This is a genomic window from Arthrobacter sp. MA-N2 (genome assembly GCF_000517125.1).
Taxonomy (GTDB): Bacteria; Actinomycetota; Actinomycetes; order Actinomycetales; family Micrococcaceae; genus Arthrobacter; species Arthrobacter methylotrophus.
Map to the genome: position 1 here is coordinate 1,591,681 of NZ_KI912155.1, position 18,708 is coordinate 1,610,388.

The window sequence follows — 18,708 nt, forward strand, 5'->3', positions numbered from 1 at the left end:
CTACGCGCCTACTCCATGCAGGAGCCAATACTTCCCGCCCCTGACCAACAAACATGCGCGAGCAGGGCGAGCGGGAACAACCTTTCCGGTGCCGGAGTCAACGTCACCCACGGCGCCCAAGCGCACCCACGGAACGAAGGTAACGCCGGGACCGCTGCTCTCGCGGACCTGCTATGGCCTTGCCTGCTCCGACACCGGAGAACACCAAGGCGGCGAGCAATGGCAACCTCACGCACAGGCACCAGTCAATGGAAGAAGCTTCGAGCCAAGGCATTGCGCCTCGCCCAAGCCCAAGGCCTGACCCACTGCCCGCACTGCAGAGTCCTGCTCGACTATCAGCGAGGCAGATTGCCAAACAGTGCCGAACCGGACCACATCGTCCCGTACGCCAGAGGCGGCCAAGACACCATCGAAAATCTCAGTGTCATTTGCCGCACTTGCAACATTTCCAAAGGCAACCGTCCGGCCCCAAGCACAGCTACGATCCTGGCCGCGAAGCCGCTCAAGACCAGCCGGCGCTGGTGACCCAATAACCAAATAGAGAGCTCCCGCGATTGCGTCAACAATCCGGGAGCGCGACCGAACTTTCTAGGAGTTCGATATGCCCAGTATGTCGCTCATGTGCGCCATCTGCAATCTGCCAATGCAGAAGACCAAGACATCCAAGCCCCAGGGTGAGGCCGCGCATAATCAATGCCGCAAGGCCAATCCGGTCCACGGGTCGCATAACGCCTACAAGGGCGGATGCCGCTGCGAGAAATGCAAAGCCGGGCAACGAGAACGAATGGCCGACTACAACGCGACGAAGCGTCAGGAGCAGCCGATCGTCACATGCGGGCACTGCGGCGAAGCGATGGCGCGCAGCAGAGGCGCCCTCGTTACGCTGCATCGCGAGTGTAAGAACAAGGTTCCGGAGTGGCAGCGCAAGGGGAATCCAGACCCCAAGATTGAGCGCGCACGTCGCAGGGATCAAGCTCAAGCAGAGCGAGCCCACCTTGCATCTCAGCCCAAGCGAGACCTTCGATCGGAAATACGGGCAGGGTACGAGGACCGCAACTACGAACGGTTCATCGCAGGCATCCAAGCCAAAGTCGTCATCAACGACGAAGGATGTTGGGAGTGGCAAGGCCAACTCAAACGCGGTTATCCAATCATCAAGTTCAAAGACAAGTACTTGCAGGTCCACCGACTAGTCATCGAGGCTTGCGAGGGCAAGCCGCTCGGCGTACTCGCCGCACACCACGCATGCGCCAACTCGTCGTGTGTCAATCCAGATCACCTACAACCGGTAACCCACCGTGAGAACACTGCAGAAATGATCACGCGCAACTCACTGGAGGCGCGCATCGCAGAGCTCGAAAAGGCGATATCCGAAATGGCGCCAACCCACCCTGTCTTGAACCGAGTGAGTCACCTCCGAGTGGCATAGGCACCCAGGCGGGGGTCCCCTCCCCGGGGGCCTCCAGTTCGCACCCACGGCATTAGCGCATTCTCGCTCATGGGCCGTTTTCCACAGATGGGCGAGGGTTTTTCCACAGTTTAGGAGGTGGTTCCTATGGCCGGGAGGAAGCAATTGTCTCCGGTGCGAATCGCTACGGAGTTTGACGTCCCTGCGCGTGCAATGACTTTGCGTGAGGCTACTGAGCATGGAACGCGTCTCGATGAGTTGAAGGCCATACGCCTCATTTTGGTGACGCATATGGAGAGCGAGAATACGTTGGCCCGTGACCTGGCTGCGCTGACGCGGCAGGTGCGTGAGATCTCGAAGGAGATTGATCAGCTCTCGACGGCGGCCGAGGGTGATGATCTGAGCAAGGCGGCTGAGACTGATGATGAGGCATTCGACCCCTACGCTGTTTGAGTCCGCCCGCCATGTGATTGTTCCGGAAGGGATTGTTTCAACCGGCTGGCCGGCGGTTCGGGATACCTGCCGCGAGCTCGGCATCACCTTTGACCCTTGGCAGCAGGGCTCGGCTCAACTGATCCTGTCCAAGGGTGCTGATGGGCTGTATGCGACGACTGTCGGTGGCGTGACGATCAGTATTCCTCGCCAGGTTGGCAAGACGTTCATGATCGGCTGGATAGTTTTTGCCTTGTGCATCATCTATCCCGGCTTGACGGTGGTTTGGACGGCGCACCGCGCTTCGACTGCTGATGAGACCTTCGATGGCATGAAGTCGATGGCTGCGACGCCGACAATGGCGCCACATATTGATCGCACGCCGGATAACGGCAGTGAGCAGAAGATCGAGTTCAAGAACGGTTCGCGCGTCGTTTTTGGTGCCCGGGAGCGCGGCTTTGGGCGTGGTTTCACGAAGCTTGATGTTGTGGTTTTTGATGAGGCTCAGATTCTCACGGAACGCTCTATTGATGACATGATTCCGGCGCAGAACGCTTCAGATAATGCGTTGACGATCATGATTGGCACGCCTCCGAAGCCGATTGACCCGTCTGAGATCTTTCAGGATGCTCGCCGCGCTGCCCTGAATGGCGAAGCTCCTGATGCTCTGTATATCGAGTTCAGCGCTGATCCTAAGGCTGATCCTGATGATCGTGCCCAGTGGCGGAAGGCGAATCCTTCGTATCCTCAGCGCACGAAGGAAGCGGCGATGCTTCGGATGCGTCGGAAACTTTCTCCTGATTCGTTTATGCGTGAGGCGCTCGGTATTTGGGATGAGATCTCGCTCGGCAAGCTGGCGTTCACTGCGAAGAAGTGGGATGACTTGGCCATTGAGAATCCTGATCCTGAGTGGCCAGTTGCTGCTTATGGCGTGGATATGAATCCTGAGCGGACGAAGGTCTCGATAGGCGTGGCGACGTTCTCTGATGATGGTGGTGTGCACCTGGAGGTTGCTGCTGATGCGCCGTTTGATGAGGCTGGTACTTCGGCCCTTGTCGATTGGTTGTGGACGCGAGCCAAGCGCCACGTTCCTGTCGTGATCGATGCTTACTCTCCGGCGCGTCCGATCCTTGAGGCCGCTTTGAAGAACAAGAAGATGCTTGTTCGGATTCTCGACGCCAATGAGTATTCGCAGGCCTGCGTGATGCTGCGTGAGGCCGTCGAGAAGCATCCGGCGATCACTCATTTTGGGCAGGAGCATCTTGATCATTCGGCTAAGAACACGGTTCAGGATCAGATCAAGAACCGTCCGGGCTCGTTCAAGTGGAACCGTCCGAGCCTGGACGTTGATCTGTCTCCCATCGTCTCTATCACGTGCGCACATTTCGGCGCGGTCAAGTTTGCTAAACGTCGTCTCCCAGCTTCTGAGAGGAAGCAGAGACACGCAATTGTTGGTTAGGGGTGACGCTGGTGGCTGTTCATGATGTGGTTCGGAAGCTCTCTTTTGAGGAGTCGGCGGCGTTTTACCGGATGCTTTCGACTATTCGGCGGAAAGGGTCCCGCAATAAGCTTCGCGCCCAGTATGTGGACGATAAGAAGCGTTTGGACAAGATCGGCTTTTCGGTTCCGCCGCATATGGTCGACTTTCAGACGCCGATTGGGTGGGCCTATAAGGGGATCAAGGTTCCGGCGTCACGGATCCGCCCTGACGGGTTCACGCTCCCTCGCCCGTCTACCCTGCTGGATGAGGTCAACGCGACTTTCGAGGACAACTACCTTGGCGCCGTGGAACGGATGGCGATTGAGTCGTCGCTTCAGCATTCGGTGGCGTTCGTTTTCGTGACCCCGGGCGACACCGCACTGGGTGAGCCTGACGTGATCGTCGCGGCCCGCACGGCACTTGAGGCTACGGCCGAGGTTGATGCCCGGACGAACCGGGTAATGCTGGCGTTGGAGATGGTTTCCGCGACTGTGGCGCTGCTGTACCGGCCGGGTAAGACGTTGCGGGTCGAGTCCACGGTGAACGGTTGGATCGTCACCAAGGAGATTGACGGCGTGCCGGACTTCGTTCCGTGCGTGCCGTACATCTGGGGCTGGTCCCTGTCCCGCCCATTTGGTCGGTCCAGGGTGACGCGCCCCCTCATGGGCTACATCGATCGCGGCGTGCGGACGATGCTGCGGCAGGAAGTTACTGCCGAGTTTTTCTCTGCCCCGCAGCGGGCATTGCTGGGCGCTGACGAGGCGCATTTCACCGGCCCCGATGGTAGGCGCATTTCGCCTCTCGAGGCTCTGATCGGTGGTATCTGGGCACTGCCTGACACGTTTGATGAGGACGAGCAGAAGCTTGTTCGCCCGGACATCAAGCAGTTGCAGCAGGCATCTATGCAACCGCATTCCGAGATGCTGAAGACCATTGGGCTGATGGTGTCCAGTGAGCTGTCCATCCCGGTCAGTTATCTCGGCATCATCCATGACAATCCGTCTTCTGCTGACGCGATTCTGGCTTCTGAGTCGGACATGGTTGCGATGGTTGAGCATGAGCGGGATATCAGCTACAAGATTGCTCACGAGTCGCTGGCCCGGACGATCCTGGCCGTCAAGTACGGCGGGATCACGGCGGCCATGGCGGCCGAGTTGCGCGGCTTGCAGGCTCACTTTGCGGATGCCGGCACGCCGACTCGGTCGGCCCGGTCTGACGCGGCCCTGAAGTACACGCAGGCATTCCCGAATGGTGACCCTGAGGTTGCTATGGAGGAATACGGGCTGACTAAGTCGCAGATTGAGCGGAACCTTGCCTATGCGAAGCGCGCGGCGGCTTCGACTCGTCTTGATGCTCTGGTGGCCGCTTCGAAGGCGTCACCGGCTCCCGTGTTCAGTTCTGGCGGTTAGTCGTGGCGGATCCGGTTATTGAGCAGTTCCGGGCGGCTAATGCCGGGCTTTCGAAGCTGGTCCTGGATGAGCTGGCCAGCTTCTTTGGCACGCTGAATCTGGCAAAGCCGGAAGCTGTGCGCGATGCTCTGCTGGAGTTCGTGCCGCTGCTGGTGTCTGAGTATGGTTCGGTGGCCGAGTCCCTGGCCTTGGACTACTACGACGAGTTGCGGGCAGCTTCGGGCGCTGCTGGAGTGTTCCGGGCTGCTGCTGGCGCCGCTGGCATTCCAGCATCGGCAGTGGAGGCGAAAGTTCGCTACCTAGCCGGGCAGCTGTGGACTCCTGATCCTGCCGCGATGCTTGGCGGGCTGCTTACGGCAGCCGACAAGTACGTGAAGCAGCCGGGTCGTGACGCCATAGCGTCCAATGCGAAGCGTGAAGGTGCCCGATGGGCCCGCGTTCCGTCCGGCGCTAAGACGTGCGCGTGGTGCCTCGTGCTGGCCTCGCGGGACGCGGTCTACGGATCGGAGAAGGCCGCCGGCGGTCCCGGTCATAGGTATCACGGACTTTGCGACTGCATACCGACCCGCATAGCGAGTGCCGAGGACTACCCTCCGGGCTACCTGCCGGATGACTACCTCGCCATGTACGAGGCAGCCCGCGCCGAGTCTGCCTCCGGTGACCTCAAGGACATCAGCGCTGCTTTCCGCAGGCTTCACCCGGACATCGTCAACGACGGAGTCCACATCCACTAACCGCTCCGGCGGTTTACACTCTCCCTTCCGTGCGATGCGGGCAGGGTTATTCGCCGTGCGATGCGGCATCCACAGAAGGAGTTCGAATTGAGCAAGAATTTTCCCCACGGTATCGACATAACTGCTCCCGGCGGGCTCGAAAAGCTGTTCGCGTTCAACCGGGCGCGCTACGGCAACGCCGTCATGGAGATCACCTCGGAAGCTGCTGCGCAAGCAGCCGCCGACGCCGCGGCAAAGGCTGCGGCTGACGCTGCGGCCGCAGATGCCGCGAAGACGGCCGGCGAGAAGCTTGGCGAGGGTGGCATCAAGGCCTTGCAGGCTGAGCGCGATGCTCGAGCTGCTGCCGAGAAGCGGGCCGCTGATGCTGAGGCGAAAATTCAGGCCGCGGAGGACGCCAAACTGTCCGAGATCGACCGCGCAAAGAAGGAACGAGACGACCAGGCGGCCGAGAACGCGAAGCTCAAGGCCACTAACGCACGTCTCGCCGCATTGGCAGAGCATCCCGTTCCGAAGGAATACCAAGAATTTGTGACCGGGACTGACGAGGCCAGCTACCTCGCTTCTGCCAAGAAGCTCTCCGAACTCTATGCCCGCGCCGAGGGCAAGGCCCCTAAGGGTGGCCCGGTGCACGAATCCGGCAACCGCTCCGGCGATCAAAACCCTACTGGCGGCTCTCTTGCCGCCGGCCGCGACGCTTACGCGGCCAAACACAACAAGAAGTCCTAGAAAGGATCCATCATGCCTCGTCTTCGCACTGAAACTTACGGCAGCGGAAACCTTGCCTGGCTTGGTTCCGGACATGCCATCGGCAATGCCCGCACCGAGACGGTCAGCGTCGCCGCCTTCACCAAGGCAACCCACTTCCCGGACGGTTACCTCCGTTCCGGCCAGCCCGTGGCAAAGGTGGGCGGCGTTCTTGTCCCCTACGACGCCACGGAGGCCACCGTGACGGGAGCCGGCATCCTCGCCGGACACATCCTGTTCGACCTGCAGGTGGAGGGCCAGACCAACGTTGCCGCCCCGCTACTGGACCACGGCCGTGTCGTTGCCGCGAAGGTTCCGGGAACCTTCGTGAAGCCTGCGGCAGCCGCGAAGCTGTCCGCCACGACCATTGTCTACATCTAAGAAAGGAGTGACTGATTATGCTTTGGACTGATCTCATCACCCCCGCCGAGGCCACAGGCTACGCTCGCGCCGCCCTGTCTGACCTCGAAGTAAACAAGGCCTCTCTGGCCCGCTGGATTCCGAACACCGAGGTCTCCGACCTCTCGGTTCGATTCCGTAAGGGACAGGCCGGCTTCGTACAGGAAGCAGCGTTCCGCGCCTTTGACGCGGAGCCGGAAATGGCCGGCTCCACATCCGGTCAGCGCGTCACCATCGACCTGCCCGCCCTCGGCCAAGGACGCCCGGTCTCGGAGTACGACCAGCTACTGCTGCGCAACTCGCCGGATGAGGTGATCCGCGACTCGATCTTCAAGGAGATCTCGAACGCGGCCCGCGCCGTCGCCGACCGTATCGAGCGTCTACGCGGCACCGTTCTGGCCACGGGCAAGGCGACCATCAACCAGGCCAACTTCATCTCCGATGACGACTTTGGACGCTCCGGCACCCATAGCGTCACGGCAGCGTCGCTCTGGTCCGATCCGACGGTGTCGCGCCTGAGCGACCTGAACGCATGGTCGGACGTGTACTCCGTGACGAACAACGGCACGGTCCCGGGCTGCATGCTGATGTCCCGCCGCGTGTTCCGTGCTCTGGCCGCTGGCAAGGAGTTCGCCACGCTGCTGGCGAACGGCGCTACCCGTCCCGGCTTGGAATCTGACGTGCGCGGCCTCCTGACCGCTGCTGGCCTGCCGGAGCTGTTCATCTACGACCGTTCCACTTCTGGTGGCCGTGTGATCGCGGATGACAAGCTCCTGTTCCTGCCGGCCCCGGTTGATCCGCAGTCGGGCCAGTCCGAGATGGGCGCAACCTTCTGGGGTCAGACGCTGACCTCGATGGATTCCAACTACTCCATCGAGCCGTCCGAACAGCCCGGCGTCGTCGTCGGCGTGTACAAGAACGAGAAGCCTCCGATGATCGCCGAGGTTGTCTCGGATGCCATCGCCCTTCCCGTTCTGGCGAACGCGAACCTGAGCTTCGTGGCCAAGGTTCTCTAGTTGACCGCTGGGCGGCGCCTGGGCCTGTGCCCGGGTGCCGTTCGGCCCCAATCTTTAGGAGTCAAGATGGCGACTTTCGCCGCACATGTTTTTGTTCATGGCGAGTCTGGGCCCGTGCATTTCGCTCCGGGTGACGAGCTGCCCGAGTGGGCTGAAGGTCTCGTCGGCAAGCATTGCCTTGAACCGGAGGCCGTTGACGAGGTCCCTGTCTTCACCGCGCCGAATGTTCCCCCGGCTGGCGATGAGGAAGGCAACGGGTCTGACTCAGAAGGCGCCGGTGACAACGATCAGGACGGCGAAGGCGAAGGTGACGACGACACCGACGAAAGCGACGACGTCGACCCGGCTGCAACCGCTGACGCCCCTGACTTCACCGCACCGGCTCCGCGCCGCGGCCGTCCCCGGAAGGCCTAGTCATGGCAGCCGACTACGCGACGCTGGATGACCTCCGTGCTCACTGGTCGGCGCTGCCGGAAGCCGACGAAGCGGACGCTGAACAGAAGCTTCATGAGGCGTCCGTCGAGGTCCGCGGTAATTACCCGGATGTTGACGGTCGCCTCATGGTGCCTGCCGAGGACGGCGGCCTTGATCCTGATATTCCGAGGCTCGTTGTCTGCCGCATGGTCAAGCGGGCGATTGAGCCGAAGGAAGAGAACAGCCCGCCGGCGGGGATGGAGTCATTCCAGTTCGGTGCCGGGCCGTTCACTATGGGCGGCAAGATGGCGAACCCTGATGGCAGTGTCTACATGACTGCTGCTGACAAGCGGCTGCTTGCTAAGTCCCGTCCGCAGCGTAAGGCGTGGACGATTCACCCGGGAGGCGCCTGATGGGTATGGCGTTTGCATTCCCGGACTACTCCACCCCGGGCCGGTCCCTTGTGAAACGGTTCCCGAAGCAGTGGCGCACTGATGTTGTGGTGCTCCGTGGTGGTGGCCGTGACGCGAAGGGTAATCCTTTGCCGTCCTTTGAGATCCCGGTGACGGATTGCATTATTGCCCCACGTGCGACGGCCGAACCGCTGGACCGGTCCGACGTCGTTGATTCGAAGGCTGTTCTTTACCGGGATCCTGGCTTCACGTTCCTGCCTGCCGACCGTGTGCGCGTCCCTGAGGGTGCGCGCATGGCCGGCACTTGGTCTGTGGAGGGCCGCCCGGGCGAGTGGCCGTATGGTTCCGAGGTTGGGTTGGTGATGGCCTGATGGGGTTGCACAAAGTACCCGGTTCGAAGTCGTACATGGCTGATGATGCCGGGCTCAAGGATCTTGGGACGTCGTCAGCGGTCGCTGCGGCAACTTTGTCTGCGGCGCAGCGGCTGGCAGGTAATGCTCAGGCTGTGGGCCGGGGCACTTACGAGGCAGCCCCTGCGACGGTGACGGCTGGCTGGGCGAACAATCGCCGGGCCGGGGCCGTGGTGCGTGAGTTCCGGCGGGACTGGCGCGACACAAGGGACGCCATCCTTCTCCGCGTGGCCGAGTCGATGAAGGCGAGGGGCAGATGATTGATGCGCTGGTCTTCCCGGACACCCGCGAGGTGCTGTTTGACCTGATCGACGGCGCCCAGCACCTCGGCAAGCCGGTGAGGGTTGTTTACCAGCTTCCGGCCGATTCGTACGGGGCGCTCAAGGGCCCCTTCCCGTTGGCGCTTGTCTACTCCGGCGGTGGAACCCGCGGGTTCGTGGACCAGGTCGACCGGGCCACGATTGAGCTTTATGCGCCGGGCCAGCAGGCTGTGAGCACGCTGGTTTCTATCAGTGCTTCGATCATCGGCACGGACATCGACACCCCGTCAGGGTTCATCGACAGTATCGAGGCGGACATCACGTCCGCCGACGTTCCTTACCAGTCGGACACTCTCAATAAGGCCGTAGCGACTTTCCTTGTAACGTCCCGGCCGATCTAGCCCCGTTCGGGGATCTAACCAACTCTGAGCCCTTGAAAGGGGTCTTTTGTCATGCCAACTTTTGCCACGATTCAGCAGGAAGCCGACGACCGAAATCTGATCCGCAAGATCCAGAAGGCCGTAGCATTCCTGGCACCGAAGTCCGTTGAACTGCCCGCGAGCCTGTTTGGCGTCGGCGGGGCCCTTATCGACCTCAAGGCACTGGGCTATCTCCCGGTTGGCATGGTCACCCCGGATGGTTTCGAGTTCGGCCGCGATATCAGCAAGTCTGACGTGTCCGCGCTTGGCTATGCCGGCCCTGTCCGCTCCGACATTGACACCGTCGCGCGTTCGGTGAAGATGACCGCGCTGGAAACCGGTCGGAAGCACATGCTCGAGCTGACGTACGGGACCGATCTTTCGGCGGTTACCCAGTCGGCGACGAGCGGAGAGATCGTCTTTGACGAGCCGGACTTGCCGGTCGGTCAGGAGTACCGCCTTCTGATCCTGGGCAACGACGGTCCGGCCGCTGACAACTGGATCCTTGGCCGCGGATACGGTTCCGTGAAGCTCGCATCCACGGATTCCCAGAAGTGGGGCACTGGTGACCCGGTGCAGCAGGCGTACACCTTCGACGTGTTCACGGATTCCGAGATCGGCGTCCCGGTGAAGCACTACATCGGCGGCACTGGAGCCCTGAAGGCCAAGACGGCCCTCGGCTTCACCGCCGGAACCTAACCCCCTCAAGCACGGTGCGCGTCGCTCTCCGGGTGTGGCGACGCGCACCGTTTCCACCACACACCCGCCAGTTTTAGGAGTCAAAAATGCCCCGTTTCATTTCGAAAAATGGCAAACACGCCGTCGAAACCGCAGTAGCCACCGAGGCCGCCGAGCTTCGCCGCGACGGCTACACCGAAGAAAAGGCTGAGGCCCCCAAAGCCGACGCCGCCAAGTCCACCAAGTAACCAACCCTCACACCCGGAGGTACCACCATGGCTAACGACAAGCCGAACATCAGTCTGACCCTTGCTGCTCTCGAAGCTGAGGTCGCGAAGCCGGAGCCGTTCGTGCTCGCGCTCAAGAGCGGGAAGCGCATCACGTTCCCCGACCTGTACGACATGCCCGCCGTCGAGGCTAAGGAGTTCTTCGACCAGTTCGAGGGCGCCGATCGAACCGATTTCTCGCTGCTGGAGCAGTGGCTTTCGAAGGTCGACTACGAAGCGTATGTTGCGGCCCGTCTGCCGTTGCGCGTTCACGCCGCCCTCGTTGAGCGCGTCATGAACTACTACCAGCAGACTGTCGGCACCCCGGGGGAAGACGCCGCCTCGAAGAGCTGATCCGCCGCTACCGTCCGCAGATCCGCGCCGACCTTCTACGGGAGTACGGCGTGGACCTTGCGGAGTGGTTCCGGGCTAAGCGGTGGGTTGCGTTGCTTGAGCTAATCGACATGCTCCCCACTGCTTGCAGGCTCAACGAGGCGATCGCTAACGATCCCGAAATGGCCGCCATCTTGGCTGAGCAGAGACTGTCACGCCGTGAGGATGACGCCGATCCTTGGTCACCCAAGATCTCCGAGTATGACCTGAACATCACTGTGCTGCGCGAGATCCTGCACGCCGTCAAAGGCCTGCGGCAGGTCAGCATCGCAGCGGCTGGCGGGAAGCCCGGCGAAGAGACGCCGTTCCCTGCCCCGTACACCGAGATTGACCGCGCCGTCGAGGCTGCGGAACGCAACTGGGCCGAGATGTTCGTCCAGCAGTTCGGATTCTCTCCGGAGGACATCTGACCAACTGAATATTGGAGGCCCCATGCCCACGATCGGTGTAGCCGACATCCTTGTGGTTCCGGTTTTCAAGGACCTCCAGAAGAAGGTTGGTAAGGAGCTCGACGCGGCCGCCAGTAGTGCTGGTGACAGCGCAGGTAAGAGCCTCAGCAGCAAGCTGACTGGCGCTGTTGGCGGGTTCATGTCCGGGACCATGAAGGCTGCTGGGATCGCCGGCGGGCTGACTGTCGGCGCGGCCTTCGGTACGGCCCTCGCGAAGGGCTTTGGACGGCTCCAGGCAATCGAGGAGGCCAAGGCCAAGCTGAGCGGCCTAGGCCACTCGGCTGAAACCGTGCAGGGCATCATGAACGACGCCATGGCTGCCGTGAAGGGCACAGCTTTTGGCCTTGGTGATGCCGCGACGGTCGCTGCTGGTGCCGTCGCTGCTGGGGTGAAGCCGGGCAAGGATCTCGAGAGAACTCTCAGACTGACTGGCGACGCGGCGACCATCGCAGGTGTCGGAATGGGCGAAATGGGGGCCATCTTCAACAAGGTGAGCGCGTCCAACAAGATCCAGGGCGACGTTATCGCCCAGCTGAATGACGCTGGTATCCCGATTATCCAGTTGCTTGGCAAGGAGCTCGGCAAGTCCGCCGAGGAAACTGTGAAGCTGGCCTCCGAAGGCAAGATCAATTTCGAGACCTTCCAGAACGCCATGGAGAAGGGTCTCGGTGGGGCTGCGCTCAAGTCAGGCGAAACCCTGCGGGGCGCGTTCAAGAACACCATCGCCTCAGTTGGCCGCATCGGCGCCTCACTGCTGTCCGGCGTGTACCCGAAAATTCAGCAGTTCTTCGCCGGGGCAATCAACTGGCTGAAGCCTCTCGAAGAGGGCGCGAAGATTGCGGGCGCGGCGATCGGGACCTTCCTTGATAAGGCCCTTTCCGGCGCGCAGGCAGTCTGGGATTTGGTTGTTGGCGGGAATTTCACGTCCAAATTTCGCGAGATTTTCCATGTCGAGGAAGATTCTCAGTTGGTCGATTTCCTTCTGAAGGTCCGCGACGGCGCGAAGGGTCTTTATGACCTGATCGTCGGGGGCGACTACACGGGGAAGCTACGGCAGGCGTTCGGCTGGGAAGAGGATTCCCGTTTCGTTGACTTCCTTCTGACCGTCCGCGACATGGTCCTAAAGATTCCTGACGCGCTCGGCAAGGTCATCTCGACTGGGGCCGACGTGGCCAAGTTCCTGTGGGACATGCGCGTGCCAATCGGCATCATTGCTGGTCTAATCATCACTGCCCTGATTCCGCACTGGATCTCGCTGGGCGTGGAGGCGCTCGCGTCCGCCGCCAAGCAGAAGCTCGCCTGGGGAATAGCGAGGGGCGCGGCCGTCAAGGGCGCGTTTACTCACTCCTGGGCTGTGACTGTCATGGTGGCCGGCTGGGTGTCCCTAGCGGCGGCCGCTATCAATTCCGGCGCTATTACTGCCGCCATCTGGCTCATGTATCAGTGGGACGCGGTCAAGGCCGTGGCCGCAATGCTCGTCGCGAAAGCTTCAATCGTCGGCAGCTGGATCGTTATGGCTGCCCAAGCCACTGTTCAGGCCGTCAAGATCGCGGCTGCGTGGTTCATCGCACTGGGTCCGGTTGGCTGGGCCATCGGGATTATTGCCGCGCTCGTCGGCGCCTTCGTCTGGGCCTACAACAACGTGGGCTGGTTCCGCGACGGCGTCGATGCTGCAATGCGCTGGATTTCCGACGCCGTTTCGACGTCCTTCCAGTGGGTGCAGAGCGTCATTGCTGCTGTTGTCGACTGGTTCACTGGCACGGCCGTGCCAGCATGGCAGTCCGCCATTCAAGCCGTAGGCGATTTCTTCACGTACCTGTGGACGGACTGGATAAAGCCAGCCTTCGACGGGATCGCTGCGACCATCACGTGGGTTTATGAATCGGTCATAAAACCGATTTTCGACGGGATTTCGTTCGCGGTCGGCCTTGTCGGCGCGGCTTTCGGCTGGCTTTATACTAAAATCCTGAAGCCGGTTTTCGACAGCGCCGCAGTTGTCCTGGGCGGTTTTTATCTGCTCTTCCGGGGCATTTTCCAAGTTGTCGTTTCGATCATTCAGAACATCCTTGCACCCCTGTTCGTGTGGTGGTGGAACAACATCATGGTCCCGGTTTTCCAAGGGATCGGCTCGACCATCGCTGGCTGGTGGAGCGGGGCTGTTGCGGTCTTCAATGGCGCCGTCGGTTTCGTCCGGGACACACTGGCAGCGGTCTTCACGTGGTTCTACGAGTCGATCATCAAGCCGGTTTTCGACGGGATCGGTGCAGCGATCAACTGGGTCTGGCTGAACGTCATAAAGCCCACGGTCGACGCCTGGGTATACATGTTCCAAGTGACCCTCCCGGCGGCGGTGAACTGGCTTTATGACAACGCCATCAAGCCTGTCTTTGATGCCATTGGTATTGCGATCCAGTGGGTTTCTGACTACGTGATCAAGCCGGTTGTGGACGCTTGGTCCCTGTGGTTCGGAACGATCCTCCCGGCGGCCTTCACGTGGCTCTACAACAACGTCATCAAGCCGGTGTTCGATGCCATCGGTACCGCGATTAGTTGGGTTTGGTCGAACATCCTCAAGCCCGTTTTTGATGCGTGGGTGAACTGGTTCACGGTCATCCTTCCGAACGCGTTCAACTGGCTTTACAGCAACGCTGTGAAGCCGGTTTTTGACAGCATCGGTTCGGCGATCAAGTCGGTTTGGGAGAACGTCATCAGACCCGTCTTCGATTTCCTGACAACGGCGATAACGCAGACGATCCCGGATGCCTTCAAAACCGGCGTTGAAGCGGTCAAAACCTTCTGGAACGGGCTGCTTGAGGTGGCAAAAACGCCGGTCCGTTTCGTCATCGAAAAGGTCATCAACGAGGGCCTGATTGGTAGCTTCAACTGGCTCGCTGACCACCTGCCGAACGTCGACAGACTGCCTGACGTGGCGGTTCCGGACTGGCTTAAAGCCGGGCCGGGCTTCATGAACGGCGGTTACACGGGCAACGGCGGCAAGGACGAGCCCGCGGGCATCGTTCACGGCGGCGAGTTTGTGTTCACCAAGGCACAGACCCGCAGAGCTGGTGTGCGGAACCTCTACGCCTTGGCGGACTCGCTGGCCGGTTATGCCAACGGCGGCTTCGTGAATCCGCTCAAGCAGATGGTCGAGACTCAGGGCTACAACCGGGTGCACAAGGGCGTCGACTATGCCGCCTCGGTGGGCACTCCGGTCTTCGCGACGGAGAACGGCCGCGTTAGCTGGTCCGGTCCTGGCATTGCGGCCCCGGGTGTTTGGGGCGGCAATGAGATCCACGTCGATGGCGGTTCAGGCATCCAGACGTGGTTCGCTCACCTGTCCTCGATGGCTGTGAGGGTTGGTGAGATGGTGCGGGCCGGGCAGCAGATCGCGTTGTCGGGCAACACCGGCATCACGTCCGGGCCGCACTTGCACTTCGGCACGTTCGCCGGCGGCTGGCCCAACGATATCGACCCGCACGGCTATCTGGGCGTGCCGGGGATTCCGTCGGGCGGCGGCTTCAACCCGCTCGCCGGGATCATCGACGGGCTGCTCGCACAGTTCAAGTCGGCGTTCCCTGCTGCCGGTTTCATCGCTGACCTCGCTATCGGCGTCGGCAAGAAGCTGTTCAGTACGGTCGCTGACGTCATCACAGGCGGCGGCAAGGGATCAGCGGTGGGTGACCCGGCCCTGTATGACCTTGGGGGCATCCTGCCTCCGGGCGTCTCGCAGGTCGTCAACCGGACGGGACAGCCTGAGGCGATCTTGAACCCGCAGCAGTGGGCTGACATTCATGCGCTTGCGCTCCGGCGTGACGCTGCCAGCCGCGGTGACGTGATCTTCAAGGGCAACGTCGGTTGGGATCCGGATGAGGTTGCCAACCGTATCGAGACGAAGCGGCGGGATACTTTCGCTGCTTTCGGCATTTAGGAGGCCCGTATGGGAATTGCGTATGCGGCACCCTACCTTCCGCCGCCGCCCCCGGTCAGTCCATGGCGGGGCGTCAAGCTGTCGTGGACTGGCTGGGACGGTAGCGAATGGGAGCTCACGAACCCGGCATCAGGGCTGTTCCTGATGCCGGGTGTCCGGGGCCTTGGTTTGCCAGAGTTTGAGCGGCAGTCAAGCGCCTCCCCGGCTGTTGCCGGTTCCCGGCATCTTGGGACGTCAACAAAAGATCGGACGGTGTTCTGGCCGCTCTACCTCTACAGCGATTCAGGAAGCGCCGAGTTCATGGCCCGGGACCGTGCCTTCTGGCGCAGCCTGGACCCCGACTCGGAGGGCACTTGGACGGCCGTGCTGCCGGATGGGACGAAGCGTTTCCTCCGGTGCCGGCTGACCAGCGCCGAGGATGAGTGGACTCATGACCCGGTGCAACGCGGATGGGCCCGGTATGCGATCAACCTGCTGGCTGATCAGACGTACTGGCTTGGCGAGGCAGTCACCCGCTCGTGGGCCCAGGACGATTTGCGGGACTTCTACATCACCGAGCACGACCGTACCGAGTTCGGGTATGCGGATGATGTCATCCATTACCTTTCGGCTGGCGGTTCGCTGGACGGTGCGACGTTCACGAACGACGGCGACGTTCCATCGTTCCCGGTGTGGACGATCGTCGGGCCGGTCACGGCGGTGGCCTTCGGGGTTGATGGGAAGAACATCATCGTTCCGTTCGAGATCCCGGCCGGGTATGGGGTGCAGATCGACACGGACCCTGTTGAGGGCCAAGTGCTCTGGTACGGGCATTGGGATGCGGCTGCCGAGGTCATCACGGACCCGGTTGACCGGACGTCCGAACTCGACCCGACGTCGGCGTTCGTTTCGATCCCGGCAGGGCAGGACCTCCCGCTCAGCTTCTCGATGACCGGCGCCGGGGCGATCTCGGTGACGGTGCAGAACAAGTATCGGAGGGCAACGTGACTTCCGATATCTACGAGATCCTAGTTTACGTCGGGTGGGCGTTCAAGGGCTGGATCGGCCGTCCGCTGAATGTGATGCCGACGATCCGGCACAACGTGAAGTCCACGGCCACGTTCGAGATCGATGCAGACCATAAGCGGGCCGCCGACCTCATGGAGGCCGGCGCCCGGGTCATGATCTACCGGCATGGCGAGTTTCAGATGTCCGGGCCAGTACGTGCGGCGGATGGCAATTTTATGATGGCGTCCAAGCTGACGTTCTCGGTCGAGGATGATTTTCGGATCCTGAATAACTGGCTGGCGTGGCCGAAGCCGACGGCACCCTTGACGGGGCAGGACGTCGAGTACCGGACCATCACGGGCCCGGCCGAGACTGTTGTGAAGACGGTCATGGCCGAGGCTGCCACAAGACTGGGCTTCCCGCTCGCCGTCGCGCCGTCCTTGGGGCGCGGCGCCTCCGGGAAGTACACCTTCCGCTTCCACCCGGCCTACGACCGGTTGTTTCCCGCCGTAGATCAGGCCGGCATAGGTGTGACAGTCAGACAGGACGGCGCAGGGCTGCTGCTGGACTGTTACGAGCCACGCAACTACCCACACCAGCTCTCGGCCGAGAGTGGGACCGTCATTGGCGGCACATACTCCCTGGCGGCGCCGAACGTGACCCGTGTGGTTGTCGGCGGCCAGGGTGAGGGTGTCGAGCGCGAGTTCAAAGGCTTCTCCGAGCCCACGCGCGAGACGGTTTGGAACGACATCATCGAGGTCTTGCAAGACGCCCGCGATTCATCATCCGGCGATGTCTACGCTGACCGCGCCGCCGAGGTTCTTGCGGAGGGCGCCCCACTGGCCGGCTTGTCGCTCGAGCTGTCCGAGACTAAGCACTTCCGGTACGGCGGGGATGGTTTGCGGGTGGGCGACCGGGTAACGGCAATGGTCCGCGGGCAGGCGTACACCGACGTCCTCCGCGAGGTGCAACTGAGCTGGGACAACAGCGGCGACAGAGCCACGCCGATCATCGGAGAACGCAAAGACAACCCCGACCTACAGCTTGCGAAGAGCATCCGCGCTTTGAGGCGCGACAACACAGACAGGATGGCCCGCTAAATGGCACTCACAAGCGTCTATTACGACGGCCCGGTCACTGAGACTGATCGGTCCCAGAACCGCGGGAGCGACCCGGATTACCTTGTCTATGGGGTTGACGACTTCAAGGTGACCGCGCACCCTTCGATCCCGTATGCGGTGCTGGTGAAGGCTGGTAGGGCGGCAGGGTTCGGCGTTACGGATACGGCGGCGACCGATCAGGTAGTCAACTGCGCCGCCCTGGCTACTGGCGTCCGCTGGGACCTGATCACTGTGCGCCGTAACTGGCAGCCCGCAGCAGGCGGCCCATCGACGCTCGTTGCAATCCAGGTGGGCGTTGACCCGCAGATCCCGGGCGCCCCTACCCGCAAGATCGGGCCGGGTGTGGAGGACGACCAGCCGCTCTTCTTGGTGAAGTGGCAGGGCGGCGTGTCCGCCCCTGTTCAGTTCATTGACCTCCGGGTATGGGCCGGGAACGGCGGTCTTTTCGCCAAGGATGATCTGGTCCGAATGTTCATGACCAAGGCCGGGACTGAGATCAACATCAATGGCGTGGTCTGGGCGTACCAGATCGGCGCGAACGACACTCTTGGATGGGTCAAGGTGTCCGAAGTGGGCAAGGTCCAGCTCTTCGGCGTCGGCGCGGCATTGGCCGGCACGCCTCCGGCGGGGACGTCCTTCCTCTATCAGGAAGGCACCATCGTTCAGGCAACGAACAATGTCGGTGCCGCTCGCCTTATATGGCCCATTCCATTCCCGAACGGGATGCTGACGGTCAGCCTTGAAAGCGGCGACAGTTTCGCGAACGGGCGTGGGGCAACGTTTACCCCGGCGGGCGGCACAGAGTACGGGACGGCTGGCGGTGGAGATAAGAGCAGCGTCGTCTATGAAGCCGTCGATGCGTCCGGGGCGCTGATCAGGAATCGCAGTTGCCGTGTCAACTACAGGGTGACCGGGTGGTGACGGCCGTGAGGGGCAGGATCGTGAAGCTGTGGCTCAAGGTCCAGGAACCCCGGTTCCTGTCGGTTTGCTACTGCGGCGCGTATTTGATGATGGCCATTGCTGGAACGGCCGTGTTTCTGGATCCGCCGCGGACCATGGAGAACGGACTCGGAACGGCCCTTGTCTATGTTTGGGCTGGCTTGCTGATCTTCGGCGGCGTCCTGGGTTCACTGACCACTCTGCCCGGGATCTGGTGGCTTGAGCGCCCGGCAACAATCGCGTGTATGTTCGCGATCGCGATCTACGGGGCCGCCATCCTCGGGCTTCCACTGACGCAGCCGAGTGCCCGGATCGTCTCAGTGTGTTTCATCGCGTTCGCCCTTCTCACGTTCGCCGTCCGACTAGTGAAGATCAAACACTTCGCGTACGACCCCGAAAAGTAGAGGTC

At 61.7% G+C, this 18,708-nt stretch carries 23 protein-coding genes; all 23 read left to right on the top strand.

All coding sequences use genetic code 11. The features are described from left to right. Window positions 1–219: 219 nt before the first annotated feature. The 23 genes from A3M3_RS28465 (at window position 220) to A3M3_RS0108260 (ending at window position 18,703) form a co-directional block, all read left to right on the top strand. Window positions 220–525, top strand: a complete 306-nt coding sequence (locus tag A3M3_RS28465) for an HNH endonuclease (RefSeq protein ID WP_051423031.1) — start codon at window positions 220–222, stop codon at window positions 523–525. Between the two features lie 76 nt (window positions 526–601). Continuing rightward, window positions 602–1,429: an HNH endonuclease gene (locus tag A3M3_RS0108155; protein WP_028265923.1), complete on the top strand. Its 828-nt coding sequence runs from the start codon at window positions 602–604 to the stop codon at window positions 1,427–1,429. A 270-nt stretch (window positions 1,430–1,699) separates the two neighbouring features. Next, entirely contained in the window at window positions 1,700–1,861 is a 162-nt protein-coding gene (locus A3M3_RS28805) for a hypothetical protein (RefSeq protein ID WP_155854326.1), read from the top strand. Next, the gene (locus A3M3_RS0108165) at window positions 1,830–3,299 is read left to right on the top strand and encodes a terminase (protein ID WP_155854327.1); all 1,470 of its coding nucleotides are present in this window, start codon (window positions 1,830–1,832) and stop codon (window positions 3,297–3,299) included. The genes A3M3_RS28805 and A3M3_RS0108165 overlap by 32 nt, the downstream gene beginning before the upstream one ends. An 11-nt stretch (window positions 3,300–3,310) precedes the next feature. Then, window positions 3,311–4,729 carry a phage portal protein gene (locus A3M3_RS0108170; protein ID WP_155854328.1) on the top strand — a complete coding sequence of 473 codons (1,419 nt, stop codon included), beginning with the start codon at window positions 3,311–3,313 and terminating at the stop codon, window positions 4,727–4,729. 2 nt (window positions 4,730–4,731) lie between these two features. Beyond that, complete coding sequence (locus A3M3_RS0108175; protein ID WP_028265927.1) at window positions 4,732–5,463, top strand: VG15 protein; 732 nt, start codon at window positions 4,732–4,734, stop codon at window positions 5,461–5,463. A gap of 87 nt (window positions 5,464–5,550) precedes the next feature. Beyond that, a complete protein-coding gene (locus A3M3_RS26895) occupies window positions 5,551–6,189 on the top strand; it encodes a hypothetical protein (RefSeq protein WP_028265928.1) in 639 nt (212 codons plus the stop codon). A gap of 12 nt (window positions 6,190–6,201) precedes the next feature. Then, window positions 6,202–6,588, top strand: a complete 387-nt coding sequence (locus A3M3_RS26900) for a hypothetical protein (protein WP_051423035.1) — start codon at window positions 6,202–6,204, stop codon at window positions 6,586–6,588. 17 nt (window positions 6,589–6,605) lie between these two features. Then, window positions 6,606–7,622: a major capsid protein gene (locus A3M3_RS0108190; RefSeq protein ID WP_051423036.1), complete on the top strand. Its 1,017-nt coding sequence runs from the start codon at window positions 6,606–6,608 to the stop codon at window positions 7,620–7,622. Between the two features lie 66 nt (window positions 7,623–7,688). After that, a complete protein-coding gene (locus A3M3_RS0108195) occupies window positions 7,689–8,036 on the top strand; it encodes a hypothetical protein (RefSeq protein WP_028265930.1) in 348 nt (115 codons plus the stop codon). Between the two features lie 2 nt (window positions 8,037–8,038). Further along, a complete protein-coding gene (locus tag A3M3_RS0108200) occupies window positions 8,039–8,449 on the top strand; it encodes a hypothetical protein (protein WP_028265931.1) in 411 nt (136 codons plus the stop codon). Between the two features lie 5 nt (window positions 8,450–8,454). Beyond that, complete coding sequence (locus tag A3M3_RS0108205; RefSeq protein ID WP_155854330.1) at window positions 8,455–8,820, top strand: hypothetical protein; 366 nt, start codon at window positions 8,455–8,457, stop codon at window positions 8,818–8,820. Between the two features lie 35 nt (window positions 8,821–8,855). After that, on the top strand, window positions 8,856–9,119 hold the full coding sequence (locus A3M3_RS0108210; RefSeq protein WP_155854331.1) for a hypothetical protein: 264 nt from the start codon (window positions 8,856–8,858) through the stop codon (window positions 9,117–9,119). Then, a complete protein-coding gene (locus tag A3M3_RS0108215; RefSeq protein WP_028265934.1) occupies window positions 9,116–9,520 on the top strand; it encodes a hypothetical protein in 405 nt (134 codons plus the stop codon). Before A3M3_RS0108210 ends, A3M3_RS0108215 begins: the two co-directional genes overlap by 4 nt. A 51-nt stretch (window positions 9,521–9,571) precedes the next feature. Next, complete coding sequence (locus A3M3_RS0108220) at window positions 9,572–10,237, top strand: hypothetical protein (RefSeq protein WP_028265935.1); 666 nt, start codon at window positions 9,572–9,574, stop codon at window positions 10,235–10,237. An 86-nt stretch (window positions 10,238–10,323) separates the two neighbouring features. Beyond that, window positions 10,324–10,464, top strand: a complete 141-nt coding sequence (locus A3M3_RS27985; RefSeq protein WP_155854332.1) for a hypothetical protein — start codon at window positions 10,324–10,326, stop codon at window positions 10,462–10,464. Between the two features lie 27 nt (window positions 10,465–10,491). Next, complete coding sequence (locus A3M3_RS0108230) at window positions 10,492–10,836, top strand: hypothetical protein (protein WP_028265936.1); 345 nt, start codon at window positions 10,492–10,494, stop codon at window positions 10,834–10,836. Between the two features lie 50 nt (window positions 10,837–10,886). Next, entirely contained in the window at window positions 10,887–11,285 is a 399-nt protein-coding gene (locus A3M3_RS0108235) for a hypothetical protein (protein ID WP_028265937.1), read from the top strand. Between the two features lie 22 nt (window positions 11,286–11,307). Next, a complete protein-coding gene (locus tag A3M3_RS29495) occupies window positions 11,308–15,252 on the top strand; it encodes a peptidoglycan DD-metalloendopeptidase family protein (RefSeq protein WP_028265938.1) in 3,945 nt (1,314 codons plus the stop codon). A gap of 9 nt (window positions 15,253–15,261) precedes the next feature. Continuing rightward, window positions 15,262–16,239: a hypothetical protein gene (locus A3M3_RS26905; RefSeq protein ID WP_028265939.1), complete on the top strand. Its 978-nt coding sequence runs from the start codon at window positions 15,262–15,264 to the stop codon at window positions 16,237–16,239. After that, entirely contained in the window at window positions 16,236–17,339 is a 1,104-nt protein-coding gene (locus A3M3_RS0108250; protein WP_028265940.1) for a Gp37-like protein, read from the top strand. The genes A3M3_RS26905 and A3M3_RS0108250 overlap by 4 nt, the downstream gene beginning before the upstream one ends. Beyond that, window positions 17,340–18,281, top strand: coding sequence for a hypothetical protein (locus tag A3M3_RS0108255; RefSeq protein ID WP_028265941.1), 942 nt, complete (start codon window positions 17,340–17,342; stop codon window positions 18,279–18,281). It abuts the gene before it with no gap. Next, a complete protein-coding gene (locus A3M3_RS0108260) occupies window positions 18,278–18,703 on the top strand; it encodes a hypothetical protein (RefSeq protein WP_155854333.1) in 426 nt (141 codons plus the stop codon). The genes A3M3_RS0108255 and A3M3_RS0108260 overlap by 4 nt, the downstream gene beginning before the upstream one ends. The last annotated feature ends 5 nt before the right edge of the window (window positions 18,704–18,708 follow it).

Excerpts from the sequence above, each read along its gene's own strand:
- A3M3_RS0108195 (WP_028265930.1), top strand. The coding sequence starts at position 7,689 with ATGGCGACTTTCGCCGCACATGTTTTTGTTCATGGCGAGTCTGGGCCC.
- A3M3_RS26905 (WP_028265939.1), top strand. The coding sequence starts at position 15,262 with ATGGGAATTGCGTATGCGGCACCCTACCTTCCGCCGCCGCCCCCGGTC.
- A3M3_RS0108230 (WP_028265936.1), top strand. The coding sequence starts at position 10,492 with ATGGCTAACGACAAGCCGAACATCAGTCTGACCCTTGCTGCTCTCGAA.
- A3M3_RS0108215 (WP_028265934.1), top strand. The coding sequence starts at position 9,116 with ATGATTGATGCGCTGGTCTTCCCGGACACCCGCGAGGTGCTGTTTGAC.
- A3M3_RS26900 (WP_051423035.1), top strand. The coding sequence starts at position 6,202 with ATGCCTCGTCTTCGCACTGAAACTTACGGCAGCGGAAACCTTGCCTGG.
- A3M3_RS28805 (WP_155854326.1), top strand. The coding sequence starts at position 1,700 with ATGGAGAGCGAGAATACGTTGGCCCGTGACCTGGCTGCGCTGACGCGG.
- A3M3_RS29495 (WP_028265938.1), top strand. The coding sequence starts at position 11,308 with ATGCCCACGATCGGTGTAGCCGACATCCTTGTGGTTCCGGTTTTCAAG.
- A3M3_RS0108200 (WP_028265931.1), top strand. The coding sequence starts at position 8,039 with ATGGCAGCCGACTACGCGACGCTGGATGACCTCCGTGCTCACTGGTCG.
- A3M3_RS28465 (WP_051423031.1), top strand. The coding sequence starts at position 220 with ATGGCAACCTCACGCACAGGCACCAGTCAATGGAAGAAGCTTCGAGCC.
- A3M3_RS0108205 (WP_155854330.1), top strand. The coding sequence starts at position 8,455 with ATGGCGTTTGCATTCCCGGACTACTCCACCCCGGGCCGGTCCCTTGTG.
- A3M3_RS0108190 (WP_051423036.1), top strand. The coding sequence starts at position 6,606 with ATGCTTTGGACTGATCTCATCACCCCCGCCGAGGCCACAGGCTACGCT.
- A3M3_RS0108255 (WP_028265941.1), top strand. The coding sequence starts at position 17,340 with ATGGCACTCACAAGCGTCTATTACGACGGCCCGGTCACTGAGACTGAT.
- A3M3_RS0108210 (WP_155854331.1), top strand. The coding sequence starts at position 8,856 with ATGGCTGATGATGCCGGGCTCAAGGATCTTGGGACGTCGTCAGCGGTC.
- A3M3_RS0108165 (WP_155854327.1), top strand. The coding sequence starts at position 1,830 with ATGATGAGGCATTCGACCCCTACGCTGTTTGAGTCCGCCCGCCATGTG.
- A3M3_RS0108155 (WP_028265923.1), top strand. The coding sequence starts at position 602 with ATGCCCAGTATGTCGCTCATGTGCGCCATCTGCAATCTGCCAATGCAG.
- A3M3_RS0108220 (WP_028265935.1), top strand. The coding sequence starts at position 9,572 with ATGCCAACTTTTGCCACGATTCAGCAGGAAGCCGACGACCGAAATCTG.
- A3M3_RS27985 (WP_155854332.1), top strand. The coding sequence starts at position 10,324 with ATGCCCCGTTTCATTTCGAAAAATGGCAAACACGCCGTCGAAACCGCA.